Source organism: Neptunicoccus cionae (assembly GCF_014643735.1).
In the GTDB taxonomy this organism is placed as follows: domain Bacteria; phylum Pseudomonadota; class Alphaproteobacteria; order Rhodobacterales; family Rhodobacteraceae; genus Amylibacter; species Amylibacter cionae.
Window position 1 is genome coordinate 453,235 of the sequence record NZ_BMKA01000003.1, and the last position, 20,883, is coordinate 474,117.

Annotated in this window: 21 protein-coding genes; all 21 read right to left on the minus strand. The window is 59.7% G+C overall.

Annotated features, from left to right (window positions below; genetic code table 11):
* Positions 1-90: 90 nt before the first annotated feature.
* The 21 genes from IEX10_RS13075 to IEX10_RS13175 all read right to left on the minus strand — a co-directional run bounded on the left by IEX10_RS13075 (position 91) and on the right by IEX10_RS13175 (position 20,753).
* Positions 91-309: a hypothetical protein gene (locus IEX10_RS13075; RefSeq protein ID WP_188675990.1), complete on the minus strand. Its 219-nt coding sequence runs from the start codon at positions 307-309 to the stop codon at positions 91-93.
* Positions 306-527, minus strand: a complete 222-nt coding sequence (locus IEX10_RS13080; protein ID WP_188675994.1) for a Pam3-gp28 family putative phage holin — start codon at positions 525-527, stop codon at positions 306-308. The genes IEX10_RS13075 and IEX10_RS13080 overlap by 4 nt, the downstream gene beginning before the upstream one ends.
* Positions 524-1,285 carry a hypothetical protein gene (locus IEX10_RS13085; protein ID WP_188675997.1) on the minus strand — a complete coding sequence of 254 codons (762 nt, stop codon included), beginning with the start codon at positions 1,283-1,285 and terminating at the stop codon, positions 524-526. The genes IEX10_RS13080 and IEX10_RS13085 overlap by 4 nt, the downstream gene beginning before the upstream one ends.
* A gap of 76 nt (positions 1,286-1,361) precedes the next feature.
* Complete coding sequence (locus tag IEX10_RS13090) at positions 1,362-1,796, minus strand: hypothetical protein (protein WP_188676000.1); 435 nt, start codon at positions 1,794-1,796, stop codon at positions 1,362-1,364.
* The gene (locus IEX10_RS13095) at positions 1,793-2,218 is read right to left on the minus strand and encodes a hypothetical protein (RefSeq protein WP_188676003.1); all 426 of its coding nucleotides are present in this window, start codon (positions 2,216-2,218) and stop codon (positions 1,793-1,795) included. Before IEX10_RS13095 ends, IEX10_RS13090 begins: the two co-directional genes overlap by 4 nt.
* A 2-nt stretch (positions 2,219-2,220) precedes the next feature.
* Positions 2,221-7,842 carry a phage tail protein gene (locus IEX10_RS13100; protein ID WP_188676006.1) on the minus strand — a complete coding sequence of 1,874 codons (5,622 nt, stop codon included), beginning with the start codon at positions 7,840-7,842 and terminating at the stop codon, positions 2,221-2,223.
* 4 nt (positions 7,843-7,846) lie between these two features.
* Positions 7,847-8,293 carry a GNAT family N-acetyltransferase gene (locus IEX10_RS13105; protein WP_188676009.1) on the minus strand — a complete coding sequence of 149 codons (447 nt, stop codon included), beginning with the start codon at positions 8,291-8,293 and terminating at the stop codon, positions 7,847-7,849.
* Positions 8,293-8,934, minus strand: coding sequence for a hypothetical protein (locus IEX10_RS13110; protein WP_188676012.1), 642 nt, complete (start codon positions 8,932-8,934; stop codon positions 8,293-8,295). The genes IEX10_RS13105 and IEX10_RS13110 overlap by 1 nt, the downstream gene beginning before the upstream one ends.
* Before the next feature lie 25 nt (positions 8,935-8,959).
* Positions 8,960-9,589 (minus strand): hypothetical protein, encoded by a 630-nt coding sequence (locus IEX10_RS13115; RefSeq protein WP_188676014.1) that lies wholly within the window; start codon positions 9,587-9,589, stop codon positions 8,960-8,962.
* A complete protein-coding gene (locus IEX10_RS13120) occupies positions 9,589-11,796 on the minus strand; it encodes a phage tail tape measure protein (RefSeq protein ID WP_188676015.1) in 2,208 nt (735 codons plus the stop codon). The genes IEX10_RS13115 and IEX10_RS13120 overlap by 1 nt, the downstream gene beginning before the upstream one ends.
* Entirely contained in the window at positions 11,796-12,116 is a 321-nt protein-coding gene (locus IEX10_RS13125) for a phage tail assembly chaperone (RefSeq protein WP_188676017.1), read from the minus strand. The genes IEX10_RS13120 and IEX10_RS13125 overlap by 1 nt, the downstream gene beginning before the upstream one ends.
* A 32-nt stretch (positions 12,117-12,148) precedes the next feature.
* Entirely contained in the window at positions 12,149-12,514 is a 366-nt protein-coding gene (locus IEX10_RS13130; RefSeq protein WP_188676019.1) for a GTA-gp10 family protein, read from the minus strand.
* Positions 12,515-12,566: 52 nt separating this feature from the next.
* Positions 12,567-12,998 (minus strand): phage tail tube protein, encoded by a 432-nt coding sequence (locus IEX10_RS13135; protein ID WP_188676021.1) that lies wholly within the window; start codon positions 12,996-12,998, stop codon positions 12,567-12,569.
* Positions 12,999-13,020: 22 nt separating this feature from the next.
* Complete coding sequence (locus IEX10_RS13140; protein ID WP_188676024.1) at positions 13,021-13,479, minus strand: hypothetical protein; 459 nt, start codon at positions 13,477-13,479, stop codon at positions 13,021-13,023.
* Complete coding sequence (locus IEX10_RS13145) at positions 13,472-13,804, minus strand: head-tail joining protein (RefSeq protein ID WP_188676027.1); 333 nt, start codon at positions 13,802-13,804, stop codon at positions 13,472-13,474. The genes IEX10_RS13140 and IEX10_RS13145 overlap by 8 nt, the downstream gene beginning before the upstream one ends.
* A gap of 3 nt (positions 13,805-13,807) precedes the next feature.
* Complete coding sequence (locus tag IEX10_RS13150) at positions 13,808-14,134, minus strand: DUF2190 family protein (RefSeq protein ID WP_188676030.1); 327 nt, start codon at positions 14,132-14,134, stop codon at positions 13,808-13,810.
* 104 nt (positions 14,135-14,238) lie between these two features.
* On the minus strand, positions 14,239-16,350 hold the full coding sequence (locus tag IEX10_RS13155) for a head maturation protease, ClpP-related (protein WP_188676033.1): 2,112 nt from the start codon (positions 16,348-16,350) through the stop codon (positions 14,239-14,241).
* Positions 16,334-17,830, minus strand: a complete 1,497-nt coding sequence (locus IEX10_RS13160) for a phage portal protein (RefSeq protein ID WP_188676035.1) — start codon at positions 17,828-17,830, stop codon at positions 16,334-16,336. The genes IEX10_RS13155 and IEX10_RS13160 overlap by 17 nt, the downstream gene beginning before the upstream one ends.
* A 3-nt stretch (positions 17,831-17,833) precedes the next feature.
* On the minus strand, positions 17,834-18,040 hold the full coding sequence (locus IEX10_RS13165; RefSeq protein WP_188676037.1) for a phage head-tail joining protein: 207 nt from the start codon (positions 18,038-18,040) through the stop codon (positions 17,834-17,836).
* Positions 18,041-18,045: 5 nt separating this feature from the next.
* Positions 18,046-20,163, minus strand: coding sequence for a phage terminase large subunit family protein (locus IEX10_RS13170; RefSeq protein WP_188676039.1), 2,118 nt, complete (start codon positions 20,161-20,163; stop codon positions 18,046-18,048).
* Positions 20,163-20,753: a DUF1441 family protein gene (locus tag IEX10_RS13175; protein ID WP_188676041.1), complete on the minus strand. Its 591-nt coding sequence runs from the start codon at positions 20,751-20,753 to the stop codon at positions 20,163-20,165. Before IEX10_RS13175 ends, IEX10_RS13170 begins: the two co-directional genes overlap by 1 nt.
* Positions 20,754-20,883: the final 130 nt, after the last annotated feature.

Here is a 20,883-nt window from a genome sequence, read left to right on the forward strand (position 1 = left end):
ATCCACTCTGCAAGCGGCCGCGCGTTTGTCACCAGATAGCTGGCTGTGGCTTCACTCACGACTGGGGGCTTGCGCTGGATGTCGGCAAAACTAACACCCTGCCCCGCGCAGGCAGGTAATAAGAGCATCGTCAGTATCACTGCGTGTTTCATATTCAATGGTCCTTGCATCTTGGATCTGCTCCAGCCGATCGGTTGTTAAATCGGCTTGGTAATCGCGCACGGCATCCCAGCGCAGCCACAGCCCGAAGGCCAGAACTGCAACGGCGACCGCGCCGTAGAGGTAACGTTTTGGAAGGCTGCGGATCATCTGAACAGACTTGCCAGCGCCTTGCGCGAGGTGCTCCAAAGGTACCAGGCCAATGCGCCCCCTGCGATCAGCAGAGAGGCCACCAGATCCACAACCGCGGGATCATGAGCCATGGCTTGGGCCAACTCAGGCGGGATCACCCCGCCTTGCTGCACCATCCCTGCCAGGAACAAGAGCAGATAGCGCACAAAAGGGGTCAGTTCGGCAGCGGTTTTCATAGGAAGAGTCCTTTCAGGGTGGTGAGAATGAGGGACCAGAGGCCTTTGGGCGGGCCGTCCAGATCGTTTGGGGGGCGGATGGTTTGGATGTGGACGAAGGGGGCCTCTGCGCCCCAGTCGGCGGATTTGAGGGCTTTCTCAAAAGTCTGGGCGTAGTGTTCAATCAGTTGCCCGACGCTAAGAATGGCGCCCTTGTCGAACTTGGCCTTGTCACCGTTCACGATGTCCCGCGCGCCGAAGTGATCAAAACCGTCGGGGTGGTCATAGTCCGAGAGCTTGCGCGTGGTGAACAGGCCCTGCCACATGCCTTCCACGGCAATCCGCGCGCTGATGGCAGGGATCAGCGCTTTGGACGGATCCGCCAGCAGATCAACACCCACCACCTCGGACAGTTTGGCGTAATTCTCCGCATGGGTAATCTGGATCTGGCCACGGCCGAACAGGCCACCCCGCCAATAAGGCGTGCCAACCCAGCTCAGCTGGCCTTTGGCAAAGGCTGCATCCAGCCGCGCAATCACCGCGGCGTCGGACGGATCTTGATCCTTGTGGCTGCGATAGACGGTCTCTTTCACAGGATACATGCCGCCGCCGGTTTCTCGAAAGACCTGGGCCAGCACATTGGCCATATGGGGCAGCGGCAGGCCCTGCCCTGCATCCAGCAAGGCTTCAATCCCCACCACCTGGCGCTGGGAGAGTGCCCCGCCAAACAGCCCGCTGGTGCTGTTGCGCAGGCTGTCAAAGAACAGTTCTTTCTTCATGTGATTTCCTCAAAAAAAAGACCCGCACAAAGGCAGGTCGTTAAACGGTCAGGGAGTGGGTAAAGCTGTGCGCCACCTAAGGCGGGGCAAAGCCTTGAACGGTTGTTTCAAAACCAGTGAGGATGCCATCGATCGCCGCGGAGGTATCCGCAGCGGCAATGGCCACATTTGCCCCCACGCGCGTGGCCTCGATCAGCGGGCCGATCTGGCGCCAGAGATCCGACTGGAACAGGATGATTTGCGCCAGCTCCTGCGCGGAATAGCCCGTGGCCGCCGCCTCGGCCTTCATAAAGGGAAAAGCATCGAGATTGGCAGGTTCGGGATCGGCCGCGAGATAGGCTTTCGCCTCGCTCTCTTTTTCCAGATAGACCATCTCCTGCCCGGGCAGCGCCGTGATGAACTCTTCCCGCTTGGCCCCGATCGCAGCATTCACAAAGCGGGTCGCAGCCGCCTTTGCCTGGTCCAGCTCTCTTTTCTTACTGGCGGCCGATCTGTTTAAAACCAATGTCATGGCAGGATCACCCTCAATTCGGAGTCAATAAATGGAAACGGCTGGGCCGCCTCGATGACGTAGACGCCGGCATCGGGCAGATCCACCACCAGAGCCGCCGCCCCGTCTTCAACCGCGTGGTCCAACAGAACCTCCCCACCGGTTTGATCCGCGATCACAATCACCGTGCCGGCAGGATAAGACGGAAAGGTCAACACCGTGCCGAGGAGCACGGGCTTGGGCGTGACAGGGCGCGGCACCAAAACACCCTCCAAAAGATAAGAGGTCGCCAGCGCTGGCACAGACAAAGGCACCCCAGCCAGAACTTCCCCTTCAGCGGGTGTCCCAGCCCCAATAACCTGCAAATAACCCTCTGTGGCGATACGGTTGACCGCAGTGCTGTCCACTGCGCCCGTGCTCGAGAGTTTGACAAAATACCCCATCTCTATCTCCTCACCGAATAGGCCGAGATGCCAATTCTTCTAAAGTTGTTCTGGAAGCTGTAAGCCCCGCTTGGGCTGTTGACGTCGGGGTGGGCTGTCAGGCGGAACTCCACGTAATCCGCTTTAAACGAGAAGGATTCGATGTAGTAATAATCGGCCCAGGTGTCATTCAACGCGGGCGCAGAGGTATGAACATCCACCCAAGCCCCCGTCGCTCCGCCCACCGTCAAACGATATTGCACCCTGCCCCGAACCGGGATCTTGTTTCCCGAGGCAGTGTTGGATCCATAACACCGCATCTGCCAATAGGCAGCGATGTCAAACACCCGGTTTGGCTGGACAGATTTATCCCCCTCCTGCCCCTCAAAGGTGACATCCACCACCGTGGCATCATAGTTATACTGCCCCGCACCCCCCACATAATCTTCGCTTCCGTCAGACACAGCATCCGCTGTCAAAGAGCTTCTGACGATCAGATCATTAAACTCGGCATCCCCGTTTTTCTTGATGCGCCAGCCCGCGGCCCCCGAGGCAAAATCATCCGACTGCAAAGGCCCCGAGAAGACCCCCATGCCGCTTGTGATTGCGCCCGTTGCGATATGGCCCGCCACAATGGCATCCGCCGTGATATGCTGGGCCGCCACAGAATTCGTGGCCAGTTCAGAGCTGGTCACAGCCCCCGCTTTGATCTCGGTCGCCGTGATCGTATTGGCCGCAATATCATCCGCAACAATGGACCCCGCTGCGATCTTGCCTGCCGTAATCGCCCCCGCCGTAATATGCTGCGCATAGACCGCGTTTACAGCCAGTTCAGAGGCCGTCACAGCCCCCGCCTTTATCTCCGCCGCTGTAATCGTATTGGCCGCAATATCATCCGCAACAATGGACCCAGAAGCGATTTTACCCGCTGTAATTGCCCCGGCTTGGATTTTTGCAGCCGTGATCGCATTGGAAGCGATCTTATCCGCAACAACAGCGCCCGCCGCCAGCTTTGCCGTCGTGACAGCCGAGGACGCAATGGCATCAGCCTGAATCGCGCCTGTCAGTATTTCGGAGCCGGTGATGAAGGTTGCACCACTTACGGCGTAAGGTGTCGGCTCTGTCGCTGCAGCATGGGTTTTCGCAAGCATAGGCTTGTGCATAAAGAGATAACTTGTGGTGCCCGATGTTGTGCCTGACTTGTAAACGATGATCGACACCATAGCCGTGTTCGCAGGCGCTTGCCCCTTAACCCAAAGCCGCGCCCAGCCGTCAGGGTTATCCGAGCCGCCAGAGTTGACCACATTGCCGGATTGCACAAACCCAAGCCACCCGCCGCTCGCATTGCGGAATGTAACCGAAATAGTGGCATCACACCGCAGAGCATAAAGATACATGCTCGCCTCATACCACTCCCCCGCAACAGCCGGAAACCCATCAGAAATGCCCCCATTAAGCGCATGGAAGTAAATGGACTGCGTGCCCGCTGATACACCATTTTGAAACGCATGGGCCGTTTTATAGCTTGTTCCCGCATAATTCGAACCCGCAGAACGGATACTCAACGAGTGCTCGCCTTTGATATCCGAAGCCCCCAGCACAAAGCTGGAAACACCAGCAATCCAATTGGAATTTTCCATAAGATTGCCGCCGCCGCCAATGGCGAGTTTCGTTGTCGCAACCGAACCCGCTGCAATCTTATCTGCAACCACCGCGCCCGCAGCCAATTTGGCTGTTTCGATTGCACCCGCCTGGACCTTAACTGCCGTGACTGCGTTGGAAGCGATCTTATCCGCAATGACTGCGCCCGCTGCCAACTTGGCTGTGTCAACCGCACCCGACGCAATTTTTTCAGCGATGATAGACCCGTCTACGATCAATTCGCCCCGCGACTTGCGCCGCACTTGAATGTCACCAATGAAACAGTCTGTCGTCCCGTCGTTTCCCTTAATCATGCGAATACGACCGTAACGATACCCTGATGGGACAACGATCTTATCGGCCAAACGGGTCAATGATGTGGCTGTTACAAAACCGATACCCGCAAACGTGAAGTCCACACCATTCGTCCCTGTGAAGTCTGGGTTCTTCGATAGTTGCAGATCAACGTAGACCCTACCCGTTCCAGAAATCACCCGTGCTCGATAGGAAAGCCATAATTCCTCACCCTCAATGTCGAGCGTGAAGATGTTTTTAGATGTTATAACTGTGTAAGCGTCGAAGTATCCGGACAACCTTGCGATATTGGGAGAACCCCAGTTCCCGCCGCCTATCTGCCAAACCAAATTTGAATTGGCACCCCAAGCCGCGTGATCCGTGAAGTCAGGGTCAAGGTTGAGGTTTTCAAGATACCCGACTGTTAGCTTACTTGCTGTCACAGCACCCGCTGCGATCTTGTCGGCCACCACAGCGTCAGCAGCGATCTTATCCGCAACAACAGCGCCAGCAGCCAGCTTTGCAGTCTCAATCGCGCCCGCCTGGACCTTGGCAGCCGTGACAGCATTGGAAGCGATCTTGTCAGCAACGACCGCCCCAGCGGCAAGTTTGGCTGTTTCAATCGCCCCTGCCGCAACCTTGGCTGTGCTGATTGCCCCGTCCGTGATCTGGGTTCCTGTGATTGCGCCCGTGATCTTGGCCGCAGCCAGATCGGCGATCTGGGCATTGCTCATCTGCCCTGTGACCTTGGCAGCCGCAACAGAGGCAATCCGCGCCTCCGCAATTGTGCCCGTCAGCTTGGAGGCATTCAGGCTTGCCAAACGCGCTTCAACCACAGTCCCGGACAGTTTGGCCGCGTCCAGTGCGCCAATCTGTGCGTTGGTCATTTGCCCTGTGATCTTGGAGGCCGCCAGAGACGCCACACGGGCCTCCGGCAGTGTTCCCGTCAGCTTTGCAGCGTCTAGGCCCGCGATCTGTGCACTTGTCATTTGGCCCGTGACTTTTGCGGCAGCAATATCTGCTATCTGCGCATTTGTAAGCTGACCGGCGATCTTGGCCGCAGACAGGTCTGCAATTTGTGCATCCGTAAGCTGCCCCGTGACCTTGCCGGCAGAGACCTCGGAAAGTCGCGCATCAACAACAGTCCCCGTTAGCTTTGCCGCATCGATCTCGGCAAGCTGTGCATCCGACAATTGCCCCGTTACATCAACAGCCGCCACTTCGGCCGTCCACACCCCGCCATGGAAGCGGTAGAGTTTGCCATCCACCGTAAACACCACCAGCCGGCCCTCATAGTTCCCCACAGTTGGCAAAGCCGAGACAATCTCGGGCGGGCGAATGCTGGAGGCAAAATCCTCGGAGACCAGGCGGATGTCTTGCGTGGAGACAGCAACCCAAGCCGTCCAGGACACAGGCCGCGCGGTGCCGGTGATATATTTCGCGCGACATTCATAGGCTGTGGCGGCCACAAGTCCGGATTCAACCAACAGCTCGCCTTCCTCAAAATCACGGCTCTGCGCGCGGCTCACAATGGATGTCTGTCCTGCAATGCGGATCTGGAACTTGATCCCGATGATATCTTCCACCGTGCCGTTCCAGGTCATCACCAGCGCCGCGCGCCGCTGCTGCCCCGCACTGTCCTGCACCGCAGCCGCCTGCGCCTGGAAGCCCACCACGCCCTGCGCGCTCGGGCGCACCGGAAGCAGTGGCACCGGTACAACCGGCACATAATCCGAGGTATGGTCCCAAGAGCCATGATCTGCCGGATCCACCTCTGTGAGATCCACAATCACATCACAATTGGGCAGATCGATCAGACCATCCACGCGGAACTGTTTGGCATCGTAGCCATTGCGGATGCTGGTCCAGGTCACCACATCGCCGGGCTCAATCAGACGGAACCGCGCTGGCAAAGAATGGGTATGCCGGCGGGCACGCCGCGCCGCCGCCAATTCCCCTGTGAGCAACCGCTGGGCTTGGGCTGGAAAGGGCACAAAAGACAGCTGCACATCGGTCAACAACCGACGGCCGCCATCCTCGAGTTCATAATTCGGGTTATAAAGCGGCGGGGTGGAACGCATCACATAGCCCTCATCGGGCGAAGGATAGGTCGCAACCACCCCGTTGACCGTATCCGACAGACCAAAAAACGGCGTGAAGCTTTGCGGCGCAAGGCTCAAAATATCCGCATCGCTAAAATGCGCGATCGGCGCATCCGGTGCCCCCACATAGATCTTGAAGATCCCGCCCACTTCACTCATCCGCCCCGCACAAGCGGTCAGGATCGCTTCAAAGGCCGAACCGATCTCGGAGTTGACGGTCACCTCACCCGCACAGCGGTAAATCGGCTCAAGCCCGTCTTCGCCCTCAATCTCCGCGCGGCATTTCTCAATCTGGGCAATCCAATGGGCCGCCGGCAGGCGCGCAGTGCTCAACCCCTGCAACCCGTAAAACCACTGTGGGACAATCGTATCAAAGGCTAGATCCGCCGTATAAACCACATAGCCAGACCCCGCATCCGTGGCACCAGCACCAATCATAATCTCCAGCTGGGGATCGGTGAGGCTGGTCAGATCATAGTCCGTGATCTCCACAAAGCCGCCCGCACCGCCGCCTTTGATTTCCGGCTGGATTTCACCGCCGCCTTCGCCTGCCGCGAAGATCCTTTCCTGACCCTCCGCGCCATTGCCATGGGGCGCAAAGCCCGAGGCAACCCCGATGTGATCATCGGACGCCCGCGCAATCCCCCCCGCCGCCGTCCAGGTTGCGATCACCGTTGCGCCATCTTTGAGGATCACCGTGGTGGCAGCCCCATTGGCATTGGTCAGACCGCCACCGCCGCCGCCCACCAGCTTCAGGGACAAAGTTGATTTATCCGCCCCCAGCGCGACGGTGGAATTTTCGTCAGTGCCCCCCGCAGCGCCCGGATCGCGGTAATAAAACCCGCGTGCCAGATTATAGGCCTGCACCGCGGGCAAAGCATCGCCGTCCCCGCCCCAGCTTTGCGGAGCATCCCAACGCTGGGGACCTGATCCGCCCTGGCTGCTGTCCTTGCTGATGTCGTAGAGTTTCACCCCGTTGAGCACGAACTTGGAGGTGGGAAAGCCGGTGAAGATTTCCGCATTCACCCGGAAGGTCACCACCGCATAAGCAATGCCGCGCCCCACCCGTGTGGCCTCATAGATCCGGGGCGCACCCGAGTTCACCGTGCCCGTCAAAAATTCATCGGCAAAGAGCTGGGTGCCATCATGAAAGCGGATCCAGGCATGATCTTTCTCGCCCTCACGGTATTCCACAGCCGCCAGACCCCGCTCATCGCCGGTGTCTTCCAATGTGACCGCGCGCCCCTCGATAAACCAGCGGTTCAGCCCCGCCACAGGCAGATCCGACAGCGCAATCACCTGGGTGTAATACGCATTGGGCGTGCCGCCCGCTTCACCCCATTCCGAATGCCAGACCAGCGAACCCGCAGAGAGCCCGGGCCCCAAGACAAAAGAGCGCGGCACACTGCCCCCGGTGCGCACCGAGCCCTGGATCGAGAAGGGTGTCGATCCGCCCTTCTTGGAAAAAGCCATGGCCAGCGCAGAAACACCAAGTTGCACGGCTGCGCGCAGTAAAAAATTGCCCACTGCAATCTGGAAGGCCCCAACCGTGATGGTCCAGGAGCTGATCAAAGAAATGGTGGACGCGATAGCGGTAAAAACAGCCATGATCTTATTCCAGTATTTTGAGAGATTTCTGCTCACAGAGCGCAAAACCTGCGCCTGCAAAAAACCGCGCCACACGCGGGTCGTTCAAATTGGACAGCCCGGCCGCCGCGCAGCCCTCTGCCCGTGCCCAAGCCTCATAGGCAGTGAGCAAGTCCCGTGATCCACGGCCCCGATGCTGCGGATCCACCCAGAACACCAGTTCCTGGGCAATGCGCACCGGCGCCAGCGGCGAGATCGATGTGCTGGCCGCCAAAACACCGCGCAGCGCGCCGTTCACCTCGAGCACCAGGCACAGCTTGCGCGGATCCTCGATGTGGTCTTGTGCGGCGCGCGACGCATGGGCCGGATCAAAAGCAAAGGGAATGCCTGAGGCTGCATGGAAGGCCCGACACAGAGCCAGCACCGCAAAACGCTCATCGCCCCGCGCGGCGCGGAGAATACCCTGCCCCATCAGCTGTCCGCCGCATCGCGCACCGTGCCGCGCCGTCCCCAAAAGATCACCAGATCGCCGCAGCTGGTCACATCGCGGTAAAAGTTATCGCCCGCTGCCCGCGCGATCTGGCTTTCATGGCTGCGCAGATCCGGATTGCCCCGCGTCAGCTCTTGCGCACTCGACACACATTTGATCGAGATACTGCCCTCGCCCCCTTCCGCCGGGGTTTCCACCGGCGCGCCGTCAATAAAGCCGACAAACCGCGAGGTGGCCGGTTCCACCATCTGCATGGTCTCAGGATCAAATTCACCACGGTAGATTTCCACCTTGGCTTGGCGGATATCGTAAACCCGCAGCAACTCATTGATCCGATCGTCCAACTGGGAGAAGGTCACCTCGATCTCTTGCACCGTCAGGTTCGAGACCATCGGAATCGGATCCACCGCAATCAAAGAGCCAACGCCTTTGAAGTCATAAGACACCACCAGACCTGTATCCGCATCGATCACTTGGGCCGAGACATCGCCGAGATCAGACCAGAAGCCTTCGGTGATCGGCGCGCCCGTGGCACGGACCCGCCCCGTGATCCGCATAAAATCGCGCACCACAAGGGTTTGCGCCTCAAGCAAAGCCTGAGTGCTGACAGGAATACTCCGCATGGGATCCCCTCCTAAAGTTAGAGTGTTACAAGATTTGGATGGCCGTGAAGCTCACCGACGAGGTGCGCCCCTCCGCCAGGGACGGCGCGCCTTGTCCGGGCTCGAGGATCATCTCGCAGGCGGCGCGATTGACGGTGACCGCAGCGCCAATTTCCGCCCCCGGGCGCAGCGCGGGGCGCAGTTTGAACTTTTTGGAGGCCCCAGGCGTCACAATTTTGCCCGCCTCCACCACCATATGCAGCGCGCGGCTTGGGCGTGGCCCATACTCAAACCCGATGTAATCCCCCGGGCGCAACTCCAACCCGCCATCAGGCGCGGTCAGCTGGATGCTGAAGGCATCTTCAGAATAGAGATTTGAGATCGACAGAGCACCGCCATAGCCGCCCGGATGGGCGATCGGAAACGGCCGGCGCAGATCATGGGCCAAGAATGAGCGTGCCGATCCGTTGAGCGAGATCAGCGCCGCCTCGATCGCCGCTGCATCCGCAATGCGCGCCGGTGCCGTGGTATAGCTGGCCCGCCACAGGGCCGAGCCCAGATCTTTGGCTTGGGTCACCCCGCCCGCCGTGCGGCTCAATTCCTGACGGAACAGCGGCCAGAAGGTGGTGGTCTTAATGGTGCAGAGATCAAACAGATCAGACCGCGGATCCGCCATTACAACTTCCTTCCCGATTGTGCCTTCAAGACCGCCTGTTGCACCTTGCCGTTAAACTGCGCCGCATCCGCCCGCATCCGTTGATCCAACTCTTGCACCGCCTGCACCGAAGCCCCCCGCGCATCAATATTGGGCGCATAGCTAAAGCGCATACCGCCCCCGCCCATGCTGCCGATCTTATTGTTGGGAATGACCTGCGCCCCCATGGGCAGGTTCACCAGTTCCGGCCCGCGTTCACCGACCCAAGACAGACCGCCCCGCCAATTGTCCGTTCCAAGCGCGTTGTTCCCGATCAGGCTGCCGGAGAACCAGTCATCCCCCCCTAAGATCTTGGAGATCCCCCGCACGGCGAGGATTTTGACAATCTCCAGACCAAAGCCCACCAAAGCCTCCCGCCCGCTTTCGATCTGGTTGATCAAATTGCCAAAAGCCCCGTTCAGATCCTCCGCAAGGGTGCCACCGGCTGTGCCCGCATCGTCCAGCGTGTCTTTGACGGATTTCACCCCCGCAGCGGCTGCGCCCGCCAGCTTGGGGGTTTCCCCAAAGGCCTCATTGATCTGTTTGGCGCGCAGAATATACTCCGCATCCGTAATCACGCCTTCCTGCTTGGCTTTGGTCAACAACTGCATCGCCGCTGCCAGCTGCTTGGCTTTGGAGGCCGCCGGATCAATGGTCGCAATCAACTTTTGCAAATCCGTGTTTAATTTGGAAACGCCAAGCGGATCATCCCCGCCACCGCCACCGCCATTATCAGACCCCACCGGACGCGTGCCGCGTGCGGGATATTGGCTCATCTCAAAACCCTGCATCACCTTTTGCAGCCGTTCAAGATCAGCCTGCCGATCCGCAATCATCTGACTGTAAACCTCAGCAGCAAGCGCCGCATCATCCTCCGCCTGCTCAACCTCATCATCCGCAAAGAGGTTGCCAGGCATCGCCTCGCGCCGCATTTTGGCTTGCTGCACCGCGCGGTCCGTCTCAGCGCGCGCAAGTTCATATTCAGCCTGAGCCGCCGTGATCGCCGCGCGCGCTTGTGAGATATGGGTTGCGATCAATTCGCGCCCGGATGCCACAGCATCGCCGTTGGCCGTGTCCACGGTTTCCAATGCTGCAAGCAATTCCTTTTCAGCCGTTGTTGCCTCATCCGCCGCCGTGGCGTTCTCCCCCAGACGCGTGGACAAAAGAAACACACCGCCCGCGACGGCCGCCACCGCCAAGCCAATGGGCCCGCTAAAAAACGCCATCGCAGCCCCGAGCGCAATCATTGCAGCCCCTGCCAATTCCGCATGATCAATCAGTGCCACCAGCCCCCGAGACAGGGCCGCAACGCCCCGCGCGATAGTCGTGCCAAACACCGCAGCCGCCTCGATAAAGGCCGGGTCCAGAATAGCCCTGGCCAGATCCCCAAAGGCCTCCACCAGCGTGGACACCGCCGCTTGCAACGGACCGCCCGCCACACTGGCCGCCTGGAAGTTCACCGCCAGCTCCCGCAGCACAGGCGCCAGCCCCACCGCCAGCTGGTTGCGCATGCCTTCAAAGACAAAACTCACCCGAGACAGCGCATCATTGGCCGCCTCAACCCCGGCCGCCATGTCGCCTGACATGCTCAGCCCGTATTTCTGCACCTCTGTGCGCGCCGCCCGAATGGCCCCCGAGCCTTGCAGCAAAGCCAGCGAGACCTCATTGGAGCGCACGCCAAATTCCCGCATCACACCCGCCGCATCCTGCGCACTCATGCCCATGTCATTGATCCGATCGGCAATCGCTCCAAAGCGCGCGTCCACATCCATGTCCATCAAGGTGCGCGCATCAAGTCCGAGCATTTTCAGGGCCTTGGCGGCTGGCCCCGTGCCTTTGGTGGCCGCTTCCGCCAGGCGTTTGCCCATCATCTGCACCGCGCCGTTCATCTCCCCCACAGCGACACCCGCATCCGAGCCTGCAATCTGCAAGGCCCGCAGCCCGTCAATGGTGCCATCCACCGAGCGCGCCATTTTGGCCTGCGCATCCACCGCAGACAGCCCGCCTTTGGTCATCGCCACCATCCCCGCCGAAGCCGCCGCAAAAGCCGCCCCTGCCGCAACGCCGCTCACTTTGGCCGCCCGCGACAGGCTGCCCATCAAAGCCTTGGCCCGCCCGATCCCGCGTGCCAGATCCGACGTATCCGCCCCGATCGAGACGCCGAGTTTTCCGATGTTCTGATTTGCCATCAGGTCTCTTCCCTTAATTTACGCACATCCGCGAGTTGCGCGGGATCCCCGCCCCAGGCCAGAAACAACTGGTCCAGACCGATCTCTTGGTCTTGCAAGGTTTGGGTTGGCTTTTGGGGGTGGGTTTGCAGCAGGCTGGCGAGATCCGGCAGCTTGCTTTGACGGGACAAGGCCGCCACATGCCAGGCCAGCCAGACCCGCCCGTCCTGTTCATTCAGCAAGCGACGGCGCGCTCCTTCAAGGCGCACCACCAATTCGCGCGGGGTGATCCGCCAGAACCCTTCGGGATCAAGCCCGAAGGCTACATAGACCCGCTGCAACTCCAGCCAGTCCCAGCCTCTGGACGCGCCCTCTACTTTCCCGGCGCACCCGCCCCCGCATCACCGTCTGCCCTGTCGCCACCTTCCCCGTCCTCTTCCGGAAAGGCCGCCACAATCGCATCCGTCATGATCCGCTGGTGATCCCCGCGCAGCCCGTCAATCAACCTGCCCGCGTCTTTAAGCGTGGCTTTGGGGCGTTCTTCCAGCATCAAAGCCCAGAAGATCAGGCGCAGATCTTTCATCCGCACCTTTTCCACCTCCTCAAAGCGCTCGAGAAACACATGGATTTGTTGATCCACAACCGCCTCCAACTCGCAGATGGCATTTGTGGACAGGGTCAGATTGATCTTTTCACCGTCAAACTCGGTCGTGATCTGACCGCGCAATTTATTTCCCATGAGAGGGCCTTTCGAAGCTGGTTTAGGGATAAGTCGGAAGCGCTGCGCCCGATTAAGAGGCCGCCGTCAGGGTTGGAATACCCGAGGGTTTCACCGTGAACTCGCCCGCCATTGTGGTGGTCGAGGGATCCCCGGGCTTCCAGCTTTGTGCAATGCCGGAAAAATCCATCTTCACCCCATTCGGGAACGTAATCCGGAAGTCACCCTTGCCCGCAAGCATGGCGGCATACAGCGAATCCGTGGCCGAGGCGTTATAGTTAAACGCGATGGTGGCAGGATCCGTATCCAGCAAACCCGCGATATACTCGCGCGCATCATCTTCGCTTTCCAGATGGGTCACATCGATGGCCTCCCGGGTCATCCCCGGCGAGGTGATAGTGGTGATTTCAAAACCGACTTTGGTGTAAGTGGTGGATCCCCCATCCACACCGTCGCCGATGGAAAAGGTCGCTTTCATGCCAATTGTGGCGCTTGTTACGGGCATAGCCGAACTCCAGTTTTAAAGATTAAAGAGAAGGATCATCCGGCGTCACGCCGTAAGTGATCTCGTATTTCATCAGGCGGGTGCCGATCATCAGCGCCCCCTGATTTTGGGCGATCTCCACCGACATCAGCCGCAGACTGCGGGCAAGACCAAACCCGCCCGCAGTGATCAGTGTTTGTTCGACAGCCAGCTGCATGTCATCCAGCCCGTCCATGGGATCGCCGCCGCCCCGCGCCATCAGAACCACATCAAGGAAAAGCTGACGTGTGACCTCGCTCAAAGCGTCATGAGACAGGCTTTCGCCCGAGGCAAAGACATAGAGTGCGGGCAGTTTGTCCTCGGGAACCACCCAACCCGAAGGCGGAATATCCAGAATGGTGACCGCAACAGCCCCCGCACCCGCATCGACTTCCAGCACAACGCCATTCAACGCCGCTTTAAACCGATGCCGGATTTCTTTGGCCACCAAAGTGTCACTCATCGTCAGGTACCTCTTCCAGCTGGGCTGTCACCAGCGCATCCGAGGCGGGGCTTGCACTCTCCTCGAGAAACAGGAAGCGGTAGATCTGCCCGTCCTTGGGATCAATCAGATCCCCTTCAGAAAGATCGACCAGCTCCGAGCGCGGTGCGCGCAGCACCGGCACAAGGGTTTCAATTTCAACCCCGTTGTGCCCATCGACGCGGCGCGGGACCTGGCGGAACACTGCCACCACATCGCGCGCCTGCGCTGTGCCATGATGCAAAGTCACGGGGCCACCAAATGCGCCGGCCAGCGCAGCGGCAACCCCGAGGAAGGGACCCTGCATAGTTTAGCGCGCCGCCCCGTCCAGCAGCACAATCCCCGTGGCAGAGGGATCCGCCGCCGATTGCACCGCCACGCCGATCAGCTTGTTGGTGGAGACAACGGTCGTGCAAGCGCTGCCATCAAAGTAGATCTTGGCACCCACCGTCCAGGCTTGCGCCGACGTTTTGGGCAGCTCGAATACACCCGTGCGCACCAGGGTAACGGTCTCGCCGATGGCCGCGTCACTTGTGGCAACGCCAAAGAGCGATCCGATCAGCACAGGATCACCTGCATCAGCGGCCGCCGCCGCAATGACGGAGATATTCGCGCCGGTTTGAATGAAGTTTTTCATAAGAGAAGTCCTTGTTTTCATGTGAAGGAAGGGAAACGCAAAAAGGCGTCCGATTGGGACGCCTCTTTCCAAGTTAGGGTTTCGGCCTCAGTTGGCCGTCTGGTTTAGCCGCGGCGATAGGCACCACGGAATTCAACAGGTGTGGCCGCAAAGATATGACGCGCTACCATGTTCACACCGTCGGGGTTCATCCCCTCTTTGGTCATCACCGTTGGCGCTTCATAGCCATCGAGGAAGGCATGCTCGAGCACCGGCAGATCCGAGGCAAAGAGATACCAGCGACTGTCCGATCCACCCGCCGCCGCAGACAAAGACGCCTCCACGACAGGGCGCATGGTGCCATTAAACGGATTAGCATCCGCCATTTTGGTCGGCGTAGCTTGGGCAACAAACTGGCCTGCAACTGTTTCAAGCGCAGGCGGCACAAACAACAGATCCGGTGTCACAGAGATAAAGTCATCGGCATCTTTCGAACCCGCTGGCCGTTGGTGATACATGGCCGCGCGCCCGTCCCCGACGGTGGTCACCGCAATGGCACCCGAGGCCCCGAGGTTTTTATGATCCGCATGGAACAACGCGATGCCATCCCCGACTTTGGCATTGTCACGGATCGCGCCCCAGGCGATCTTGCTTTCCAGCACACCCGCCGCACGGGCAAAGTCCCCCGGCAGACGTTCAAACACGCCCATGTCATCGTTGATGATCGCCTCAAAGGTCAGGTTGATGTTGCGCCCGTATTTAGCCAACCGCAGACCCTGCCCTTCATCGGTGATGCTGGATTGCAGGTATTCCCCATTCTCGCCCACAGGCTTCAGCTGGAAGTCCCCGCCCGCCGCAATGGAATGCAATTCACGGAAATCGGTCGCCGTGCGCATCCGCGAGATCATCTGCCAGGTCGCGGCGCGGTGTTCATAAGCAGCGCGCAGGGTCCGGTTCATCACTTCCGTGGTGATATAGGCAAAGTCCGACACACCCAGGGCACCCGACATCAGCGACGTGCCGCGCAGACCAGCACGCACTGTCTCAATGTCATTAAAGCCGCGTCCCACCGCCGCCAGATGCATGGCAAGAGACTTCACCCGCAGACCTTTGAAGGCTTCGGCCGGGCCTTCCAGCGCATGCATCCGCGGATTGGCGCGGTGCATCAGTGCCCCGATCATCCCTTCCAATTTTGTGTCGGTTTCATCGCGCGTGATGTCCACCCGCGAGGTGCGCGGTTGCGCCGCCGCCGCAGCATTCATAATCACCTGATTGGCTTCCGCCACGCTGGTGCCCTCATCACACATACGGTCAATCTCGGCTTCGCTGATATGGGCACTGAAGGGCTTGGCGTTCATCCGGATGGTTTTGATCCGCAGACGATCGGCCGCAACCGCATCGGATTGGTTGGCCTGCATGACAGGATCCGCACCTGGTGCGGACACAGCCGCAGGTGCAGGGGTTTGAACAGGCGCGGCCGCAACAACTGGGGTCGCAACAACAGGCGGGGTTACATTTTTATTTGGCATGGGATCTCCATTGGTTTCATTGGCCTCTTGGCCGGTTGTTTGGCTTTCACCAGCTTCGAGGCGTGGGTCATCTGCCGCCTCAAATTTCATCTGCGCTTCTCGAGCGCGGCTCATGGCAACGGTGATCGCCGCCAAAGCAGCCGTCCGATCGCCGGGAGATTGGGCTTTTTGCATTTCAGGCAAGCGGGTCACCGCATCGGCAAAGCCAGCTTCAACCGCCGCCTCCGCGCCCAGCATGGTTTCCGCCTTCATGATCGCGCGGGCCTCTTCCAAGCTGATGCCAGCACGGGCCGCGTAAACCGTGGCATAGGCATCGGCCATCACATCCAGTTCAGCGGCCGCCGCCGTCAACTCGGCTGCGTTGCCACTGGCATAGACCGAAGGATCATGGATCAGCATCAAAGAGCCCGCAGACATTTCAATATGATCCGCTGACATGATCATCAGCGAGGCCGCCGAATGGGCATTGCCGGTGACTTTCACAGTGACTCTGCCAGGATGCGCCTCAAGGGCCGCGCGGATCGCTTCCCCTTCCGAGGGCATCCCGCCATCCGAGTTCACATAAAGCGTCACATCGCCGGGCGTCTCTGCCAGCGCGTCCAGCACCATTTGCGCAGAAAAAAAGCCCGTATCCTCGGGCCAAATATACTCGTCTTTTACAATTGTGCCGAACAGCCGAAGCTCTCCGGCTTTAAGTCTTAGGCTCATCAGGAACCTCCTTTCCATTAGGTTTCGGGGCGGTATCTTCGGGTGCGGGAGGGTCTGCTGCGGGTTTCGGAGCGGTTGATTCAGGCGCAGGGGCCTCCGGCGCGGGATAACGCGCCTCATCTTCCGCCCGCTCGCGGGCAATCACATCCGGATCAAGCCCAAGGCGACGTTGTTCCCGCTGCAAGCTGGTCAATTTCCCATCGATGCGCTTTACGATCGAGGGAATTTCTTTGTTGGGATCCACCAGCGCACGTGCCTGGGCTGTCCAATCAATCCCCACGGCTGCGACCGCCCGACTGTTTGTGAGCCGGAAGGCATCCAAAACCCAGCGCCCGACTCCTTTGCAAAACTGTGTAATCAAAACCTGCTGCTGCCAGGTCTCGATGTTCTTATCCATTTCCAGCCGCCCGGCGCGGAACGAAGTGAAGTTTGTGCCCCGCAAATCTCCGGAGAGGCTTTCATAGGTGATCCCGATCCCCATCGCGACGGCGCTCAGCCCCAGGCGCATCACCCCGTCATAATCATTCACCAATGGCGGATCCGTGAAGGTGACCTTCTGACCTGCCTCCGTGTAAACAAACGCCCCGGGTGATAGACCATCTAACCCCGAGTGATCTTTAGGCACCCCGTCATCACCCGCCTCAACCACCCCCGCTAACAAGGCTGATATCTTTTGCTTGAGAATTTGCGCCTCTTGATAATCGCGCATTTCCCCGAGGGTCAGCATCACGGGGGCCAACCAAGGCACGCCCCGCATTTGGCCCGGGCGATCAATCCGCCGGATATGCAGCACATCCGCCGCCGGCACACGGGTGGTTTTGCGGGTGATCCGCCGCGTTGCCGCGCCCGGGTGCTGCGCATAAATATGATAGGCCACCGCAATGCCCTGCTCATTCACCTCAATCCCATCGCGCACCTCATTGGAGCCACAGGTCAAAACCGTAGTGTTAAGATGATCGATCTCCAGCAATTCGATCGCCAGCGGCAAGGCACGCCCATCCCCCGGCGACAAGGTGCGGCGCAGCACCAGCACTTCGCCACTTTCAAACACACTGTTGCAGACCACCGTTTGCATCGAGGCCAGATCAAGCGCCCGCTGCGCATCCAGATCCGTTGATTGCAAATAGGGCAAGATCACCGCCTCTGCGGCCGCTTTGGCCTTTTTGCTTTTGGCCGTGATTGAGGGCGCAATGCCAGAGCCAACCACATTGTTGGTGACCACCGATTGGGCCCGTTTGGCAAAGGGCGCATTGCGGATCATATCCCGTGACCGCTGGCGGATGGTCCCCCGCAGACCGCTCGCCGCATCCGCATCCGTGCCGGGCCTCTTCCAGCTTTTTAGACGCCGACCGTTGCCGCCCGCGTCATAGTTCATCAGGATGTTGGCTTTGGCCCGTGCTTCAATCCGGTTCAGCCCTCGAAGGGGCGAGACCGCCAGAACTGCGCGGTCAAACATCGTGGCGTTCGAGAATTGTTTCATATCCTAAAGCCCTCGATCCGTGGATGCATAGCGCACCGGAAATGCGGGCTTTGCCGCGGCCACTAGATCCGCCTCGATCAACCGCTGGATCTTCTGCATCTCCGCCAGAGGGCGATATTGCACCATCTCGCCCGCAATCATTGCTTGGGTCAGCCCACCCGCAATCATGGCTTTGATTTTTACAAGATCCGCTTCTGTGTAGTTTGCCATAAGTCTCAATCCAAATATGCAATCCGCCGGGGCGATTTGCGCTTCTGTTCAACAGGGTCGATGCGGGCGACAGTTGCAATCTGTGGCGCTTCGCCTCGAGACGGATCCGCAATCGCCACCGCATAGGTGTTTTCCAAACCACCAAGGGCCCAGGGTCTGGGATTGCTCGGGTCCAGTTTCAAAAGACCTTTGTGCTCGGCCAAGGCTTGGGCATATCCGCTCAGATCGATGCTTTCATTGCGCGGCATATTGGGCCGTCTCACCCAACCTTTGTCGCTGCGCATCTCTGCGGTGAACTCTTTCAGCTGATCATCCGACATCCACTGCCCGAGGATCAGCGCCCCCGCCCCGCCATCCGGGCGCGACAGGCTGGCAAAGGTTGTGTCTTTGTGTTTGTCCGTGGCGATATTCAGCAGCTTGATATCCCGCGCCGGCTTGCCATCACTGGCCCGAAGCGGCGCGCGGTACCATTGCCGCCCTTCCACTTTGAAGCCGCCATGCCCCCGTACAAAGAACCACTTTGAGACCTCGCCGAGTTTGCGCCGTTTCTGCCAGAAGGCCGTGGCCCGATCAGATACCCCGGGCTTGCCGTGGAAGTCGCAGGCCAGCGCCATCACCCGCAACCCGTAATCTTGCCCCTGAACCGGATAGACCGTCTCCAGGATCGGCAGCAGCGCATCCCAATCCTCGATATAGGTATGAGGCTCCAGCAACCGCCCCGCGGCCCCCGGTGCGCTTTCCGGGGCGTCTTTGATCGGATAGCGATCGATAATCGCGCGCCGGCCATCCAAACCAAACGCCGTGATCTGCACCTCAAAATAATGCGCCTGTACATCCACCGAGGCGATCAGGAACCGCGCCCACTCTGGCGCAATCTTCTGGGCAAGCGGCTGACACAAAGCCCGCAGCCCTTCCACCGTCAGCGCGCCTTCGTCGCTCATGGCGCGGGGCAAATAGGGCATCCCCTGATCGGTGTTGATCGTCACCTGCAGCGGGCTTTCATCGCCGCCGTTTTTATAAGATTGCAGCGCGGTTTCGTATTTGCTGACCAGACGGGCCCAAGACGCAAAAGACGCCGCCGCGCCATTCAGGTGATAACTCACCCGATCGGATTTGAGCACGTCGCCGCTGTCCAAGCGCGCCAGCCCACCCTCAGGGGTTTCGTGGAGCCAGTAGCCGGCGCGGTTCAGGGCAATCTTCTGGCTGTGCTCGATCACACAGCCATGATGCGGGCAGAGCATATAAGCCGCCGCCCCTGCCTCAGCCGGAGACAGGGTCTTATCATAGCGCAGCCGTTCAAACCGCGGTTCAAAGGCTTCGCCACATTCGGGGCAATCCCAATACCAGCGGCCCCGTGTGCCGCCATTGTAGAGATCCAGAATTCCCGCACAGGGCGGTGCCTCATGAGGCGTCTTCGCGCGCCAGCCCGGATCGGTGATCACATGACCTGGCGAGGCTTCCGCCACCGTCATACCCCGCGAGCCCAAAGTCTCTGTGCGTTTCGCGCCCATGGCAAAAGGCGAGCCCTCTTTGCCGATGTTGAGCGCCATCCGATCGATATCGGTAAACAACACCACCCGCGTGGTATTGCCCGACAGGAAGTTCTTTGTCGGTGCGCCGATCAGAACTTTGGCCCCGCCAATGAACTTCTTGCTCAGGATATTGCGATCAGAACGCCCCCGACCCTGCCGCCTGGACAGCTCGGGACTGTTCTCGATCATCGGCATCAGCTCTTCATCAACCCATTGCTCGCCACTGTTCTCTGTCATGTGCACAATCCGGCAGATTCCCGGATCGCACACGATGAGGTGACTCACGGTGGCCAGCAGCATCACGGTTTTGCCCGCCCGCGCGGGCCCGGCAAAGATCACTTCTCGGTAGAGCCGCGAGTTGGTCATATCGCTTGGCTCATTCATATAGGGCGTGGTGTTGCGATCAAAATCCGCCCACCGCCCGTTGGCATTCACCTTCATATTGGCCTCGGCCGCGTCCACCACCCCCATCCGCGTGGCAGGCGACAAGGACGGCAGCGCCTGGACCAGAACACTGGCCGCACTGGCATGGGGGGGCATCGGCGGCAGTTCGGGGATTTCCCCCGCTTGTCGATCGGGAAGCGTCACCATCACAAGAATCCGGAGTCCAGCGGATCATCCGCATCCAACTCGCCCGCGAGCGCCGCCTCTTTGATGGCATGCTGCACCGCGCGCAGAATCCCGTCGTTGTATTTGATCACCGCCGCAACCCCTTCCCCGCTCAGCGAGAACTCCCGCTCCAGCCAATCGGGCAACCCATCGAGACCCGCGCGCATTTCCGAGAAGACCGTATCGAGCAGCTCGACCATTTCATCTGTGGGTACCAAAGCGCCCCGCTGTTTTGCCGCCTGCATCCAGACCAGCTCGGCCTGCGCCAGCTCGCGCATTTGCGCCGGCGTAAACCCCGCCCGCGCATCGGTTTTTTCAACGCCCAAGAACTCCATGCGGCGTTGGGCGACAAATTCATTGGCCGCCGCTTTCTCAGCCGCCGCTGCCTGCTGGGCTTCTTTGAACCACAGCTCGCACTCGGAAAACCGGAACTCATAGGCGACCCCATTGCCGCCTTCGGTCTCCACCGGCATGCCCTTGGAGACCCATTTGTTGATGGTGTTTTCCGAGACGTTAAAACACTGGGCAATCTGCCCGCGGTTCAGCAGAGGTTCAGGAGATGCAGGTGTCATGATCGCCCTTTCCGTTAGGGCGTCTGCACAACAACAACACCAACCCTAATCTTCCCCTCAAAAAATTCCCAAACACACAAAACGCACGGGGCGCGAATTACCCCCGTGACACCCGGGGCCCGGAAGGACC

What these genes read in the sequence shown, in the direction of transcription:
- IEX10_RS13075 (WP_188675990.1), bottom strand. Translation starts at nt 309, where the DNA reads ATGATCCGCAGCCTTCCAAAACGTTACCTCTACGGCGCGGTCGCCGTT.
- IEX10_RS13080 (WP_188675994.1), bottom strand. Translation starts at nt 527, where the DNA reads ATGAAAACCGCTGCCGAACTGACCCCTTTTGTGCGCTATCTGCTCTTG.
- IEX10_RS13085 (WP_188675997.1), bottom strand. Translation starts at nt 1,285, where the DNA reads ATGAAGAAAGAACTGTTCTTTGACAGCCTGCGCAACAGCACCAGCGGG.
- IEX10_RS13090 (WP_188676000.1), bottom strand. Translation starts at nt 1,796, where the DNA reads ATGACATTGGTTTTAAACAGATCGGCCGCCAGTAAGAAAAGAGAGCTG.
- IEX10_RS13095 (WP_188676003.1), bottom strand. Translation starts at nt 2,218, where the DNA reads ATGGGGTATTTTGTCAAACTCTCGAGCACGGGCGCAGTGGACAGCACT.
- IEX10_RS13100 (WP_188676006.1), bottom strand. Translation starts at nt 7,842, where the DNA reads ATGGCTGTTTTTACCGCTATCGCGTCCACCATTTCTTTGATCAGCTCC.
- IEX10_RS13105 (WP_188676009.1), bottom strand. Translation starts at nt 8,293, where the DNA reads ATGGGGCAGGGTATTCTCCGCGCCGCGCGGGGCGATGAGCGTTTTGCG.
- IEX10_RS13110 (WP_188676012.1), bottom strand. Translation starts at nt 8,934, where the DNA reads ATGCGGAGTATTCCTGTCAGCACTCAGGCTTTGCTTGAGGCGCAAACC.
- IEX10_RS13115 (WP_188676014.1), bottom strand. Translation starts at nt 9,589, where the DNA reads ATGGCGGATCCGCGGTCTGATCTGTTTGATCTCTGCACCATTAAGACC.
- IEX10_RS13120 (WP_188676015.1), bottom strand. Translation starts at nt 11,796, where the DNA reads ATGGCAAATCAGAACATCGGAAAACTCGGCGTCTCGATCGGGGCGGAT.
- IEX10_RS13130 (WP_188676019.1), bottom strand. Translation starts at nt 12,514, where the DNA reads ATGGGAAATAAATTGCGCGGTCAGATCACGACCGAGTTTGACGGTGAA.
- IEX10_RS13135 (WP_188676021.1), bottom strand. Translation starts at nt 12,998, where the DNA reads ATGCCCGTAACAAGCGCCACAATTGGCATGAAAGCGACCTTTTCCATC.
- IEX10_RS13140 (WP_188676024.1), bottom strand. Translation starts at nt 13,479, where the DNA reads ATGAGTGACACTTTGGTGGCCAAAGAAATCCGGCATCGGTTTAAAGCG.
- IEX10_RS13145 (WP_188676027.1), bottom strand. Translation starts at nt 13,804, where the DNA reads ATGCAGGGTCCCTTCCTCGGGGTTGCCGCTGCGCTGGCCGGCGCATTT.
- IEX10_RS13150 (WP_188676030.1), bottom strand. Translation starts at nt 14,134, where the DNA reads ATGAAAAACTTCATTCAAACCGGCGCGAATATCTCCGTCATTGCGGCG.
- IEX10_RS13155 (WP_188676033.1), bottom strand. Translation starts at nt 16,350, where the DNA reads ATGAGCCTAAGACTTAAAGCCGGAGAGCTTCGGCTGTTCGGCACAATT.
- IEX10_RS13160 (WP_188676035.1), bottom strand. Translation starts at nt 17,830, where the DNA reads ATGAAACAATTCTCGAACGCCACGATGTTTGACCGCGCAGTTCTGGCG.
- IEX10_RS13165 (WP_188676037.1), bottom strand. Translation starts at nt 18,040, where the DNA reads ATGGCAAACTACACAGAAGCGGATCTTGTAAAAATCAAAGCCATGATT.
- IEX10_RS13170 (WP_188676039.1), bottom strand. Translation starts at nt 20,163, where the DNA reads ATGGTGACGCTTCCCGATCGACAAGCGGGGGAAATCCCCGAACTGCCG.
- IEX10_RS13175 (WP_188676041.1), bottom strand. Translation starts at nt 20,753, where the DNA reads ATGACACCTGCATCTCCTGAACCTCTGCTGAACCGCGGGCAGATTGCC.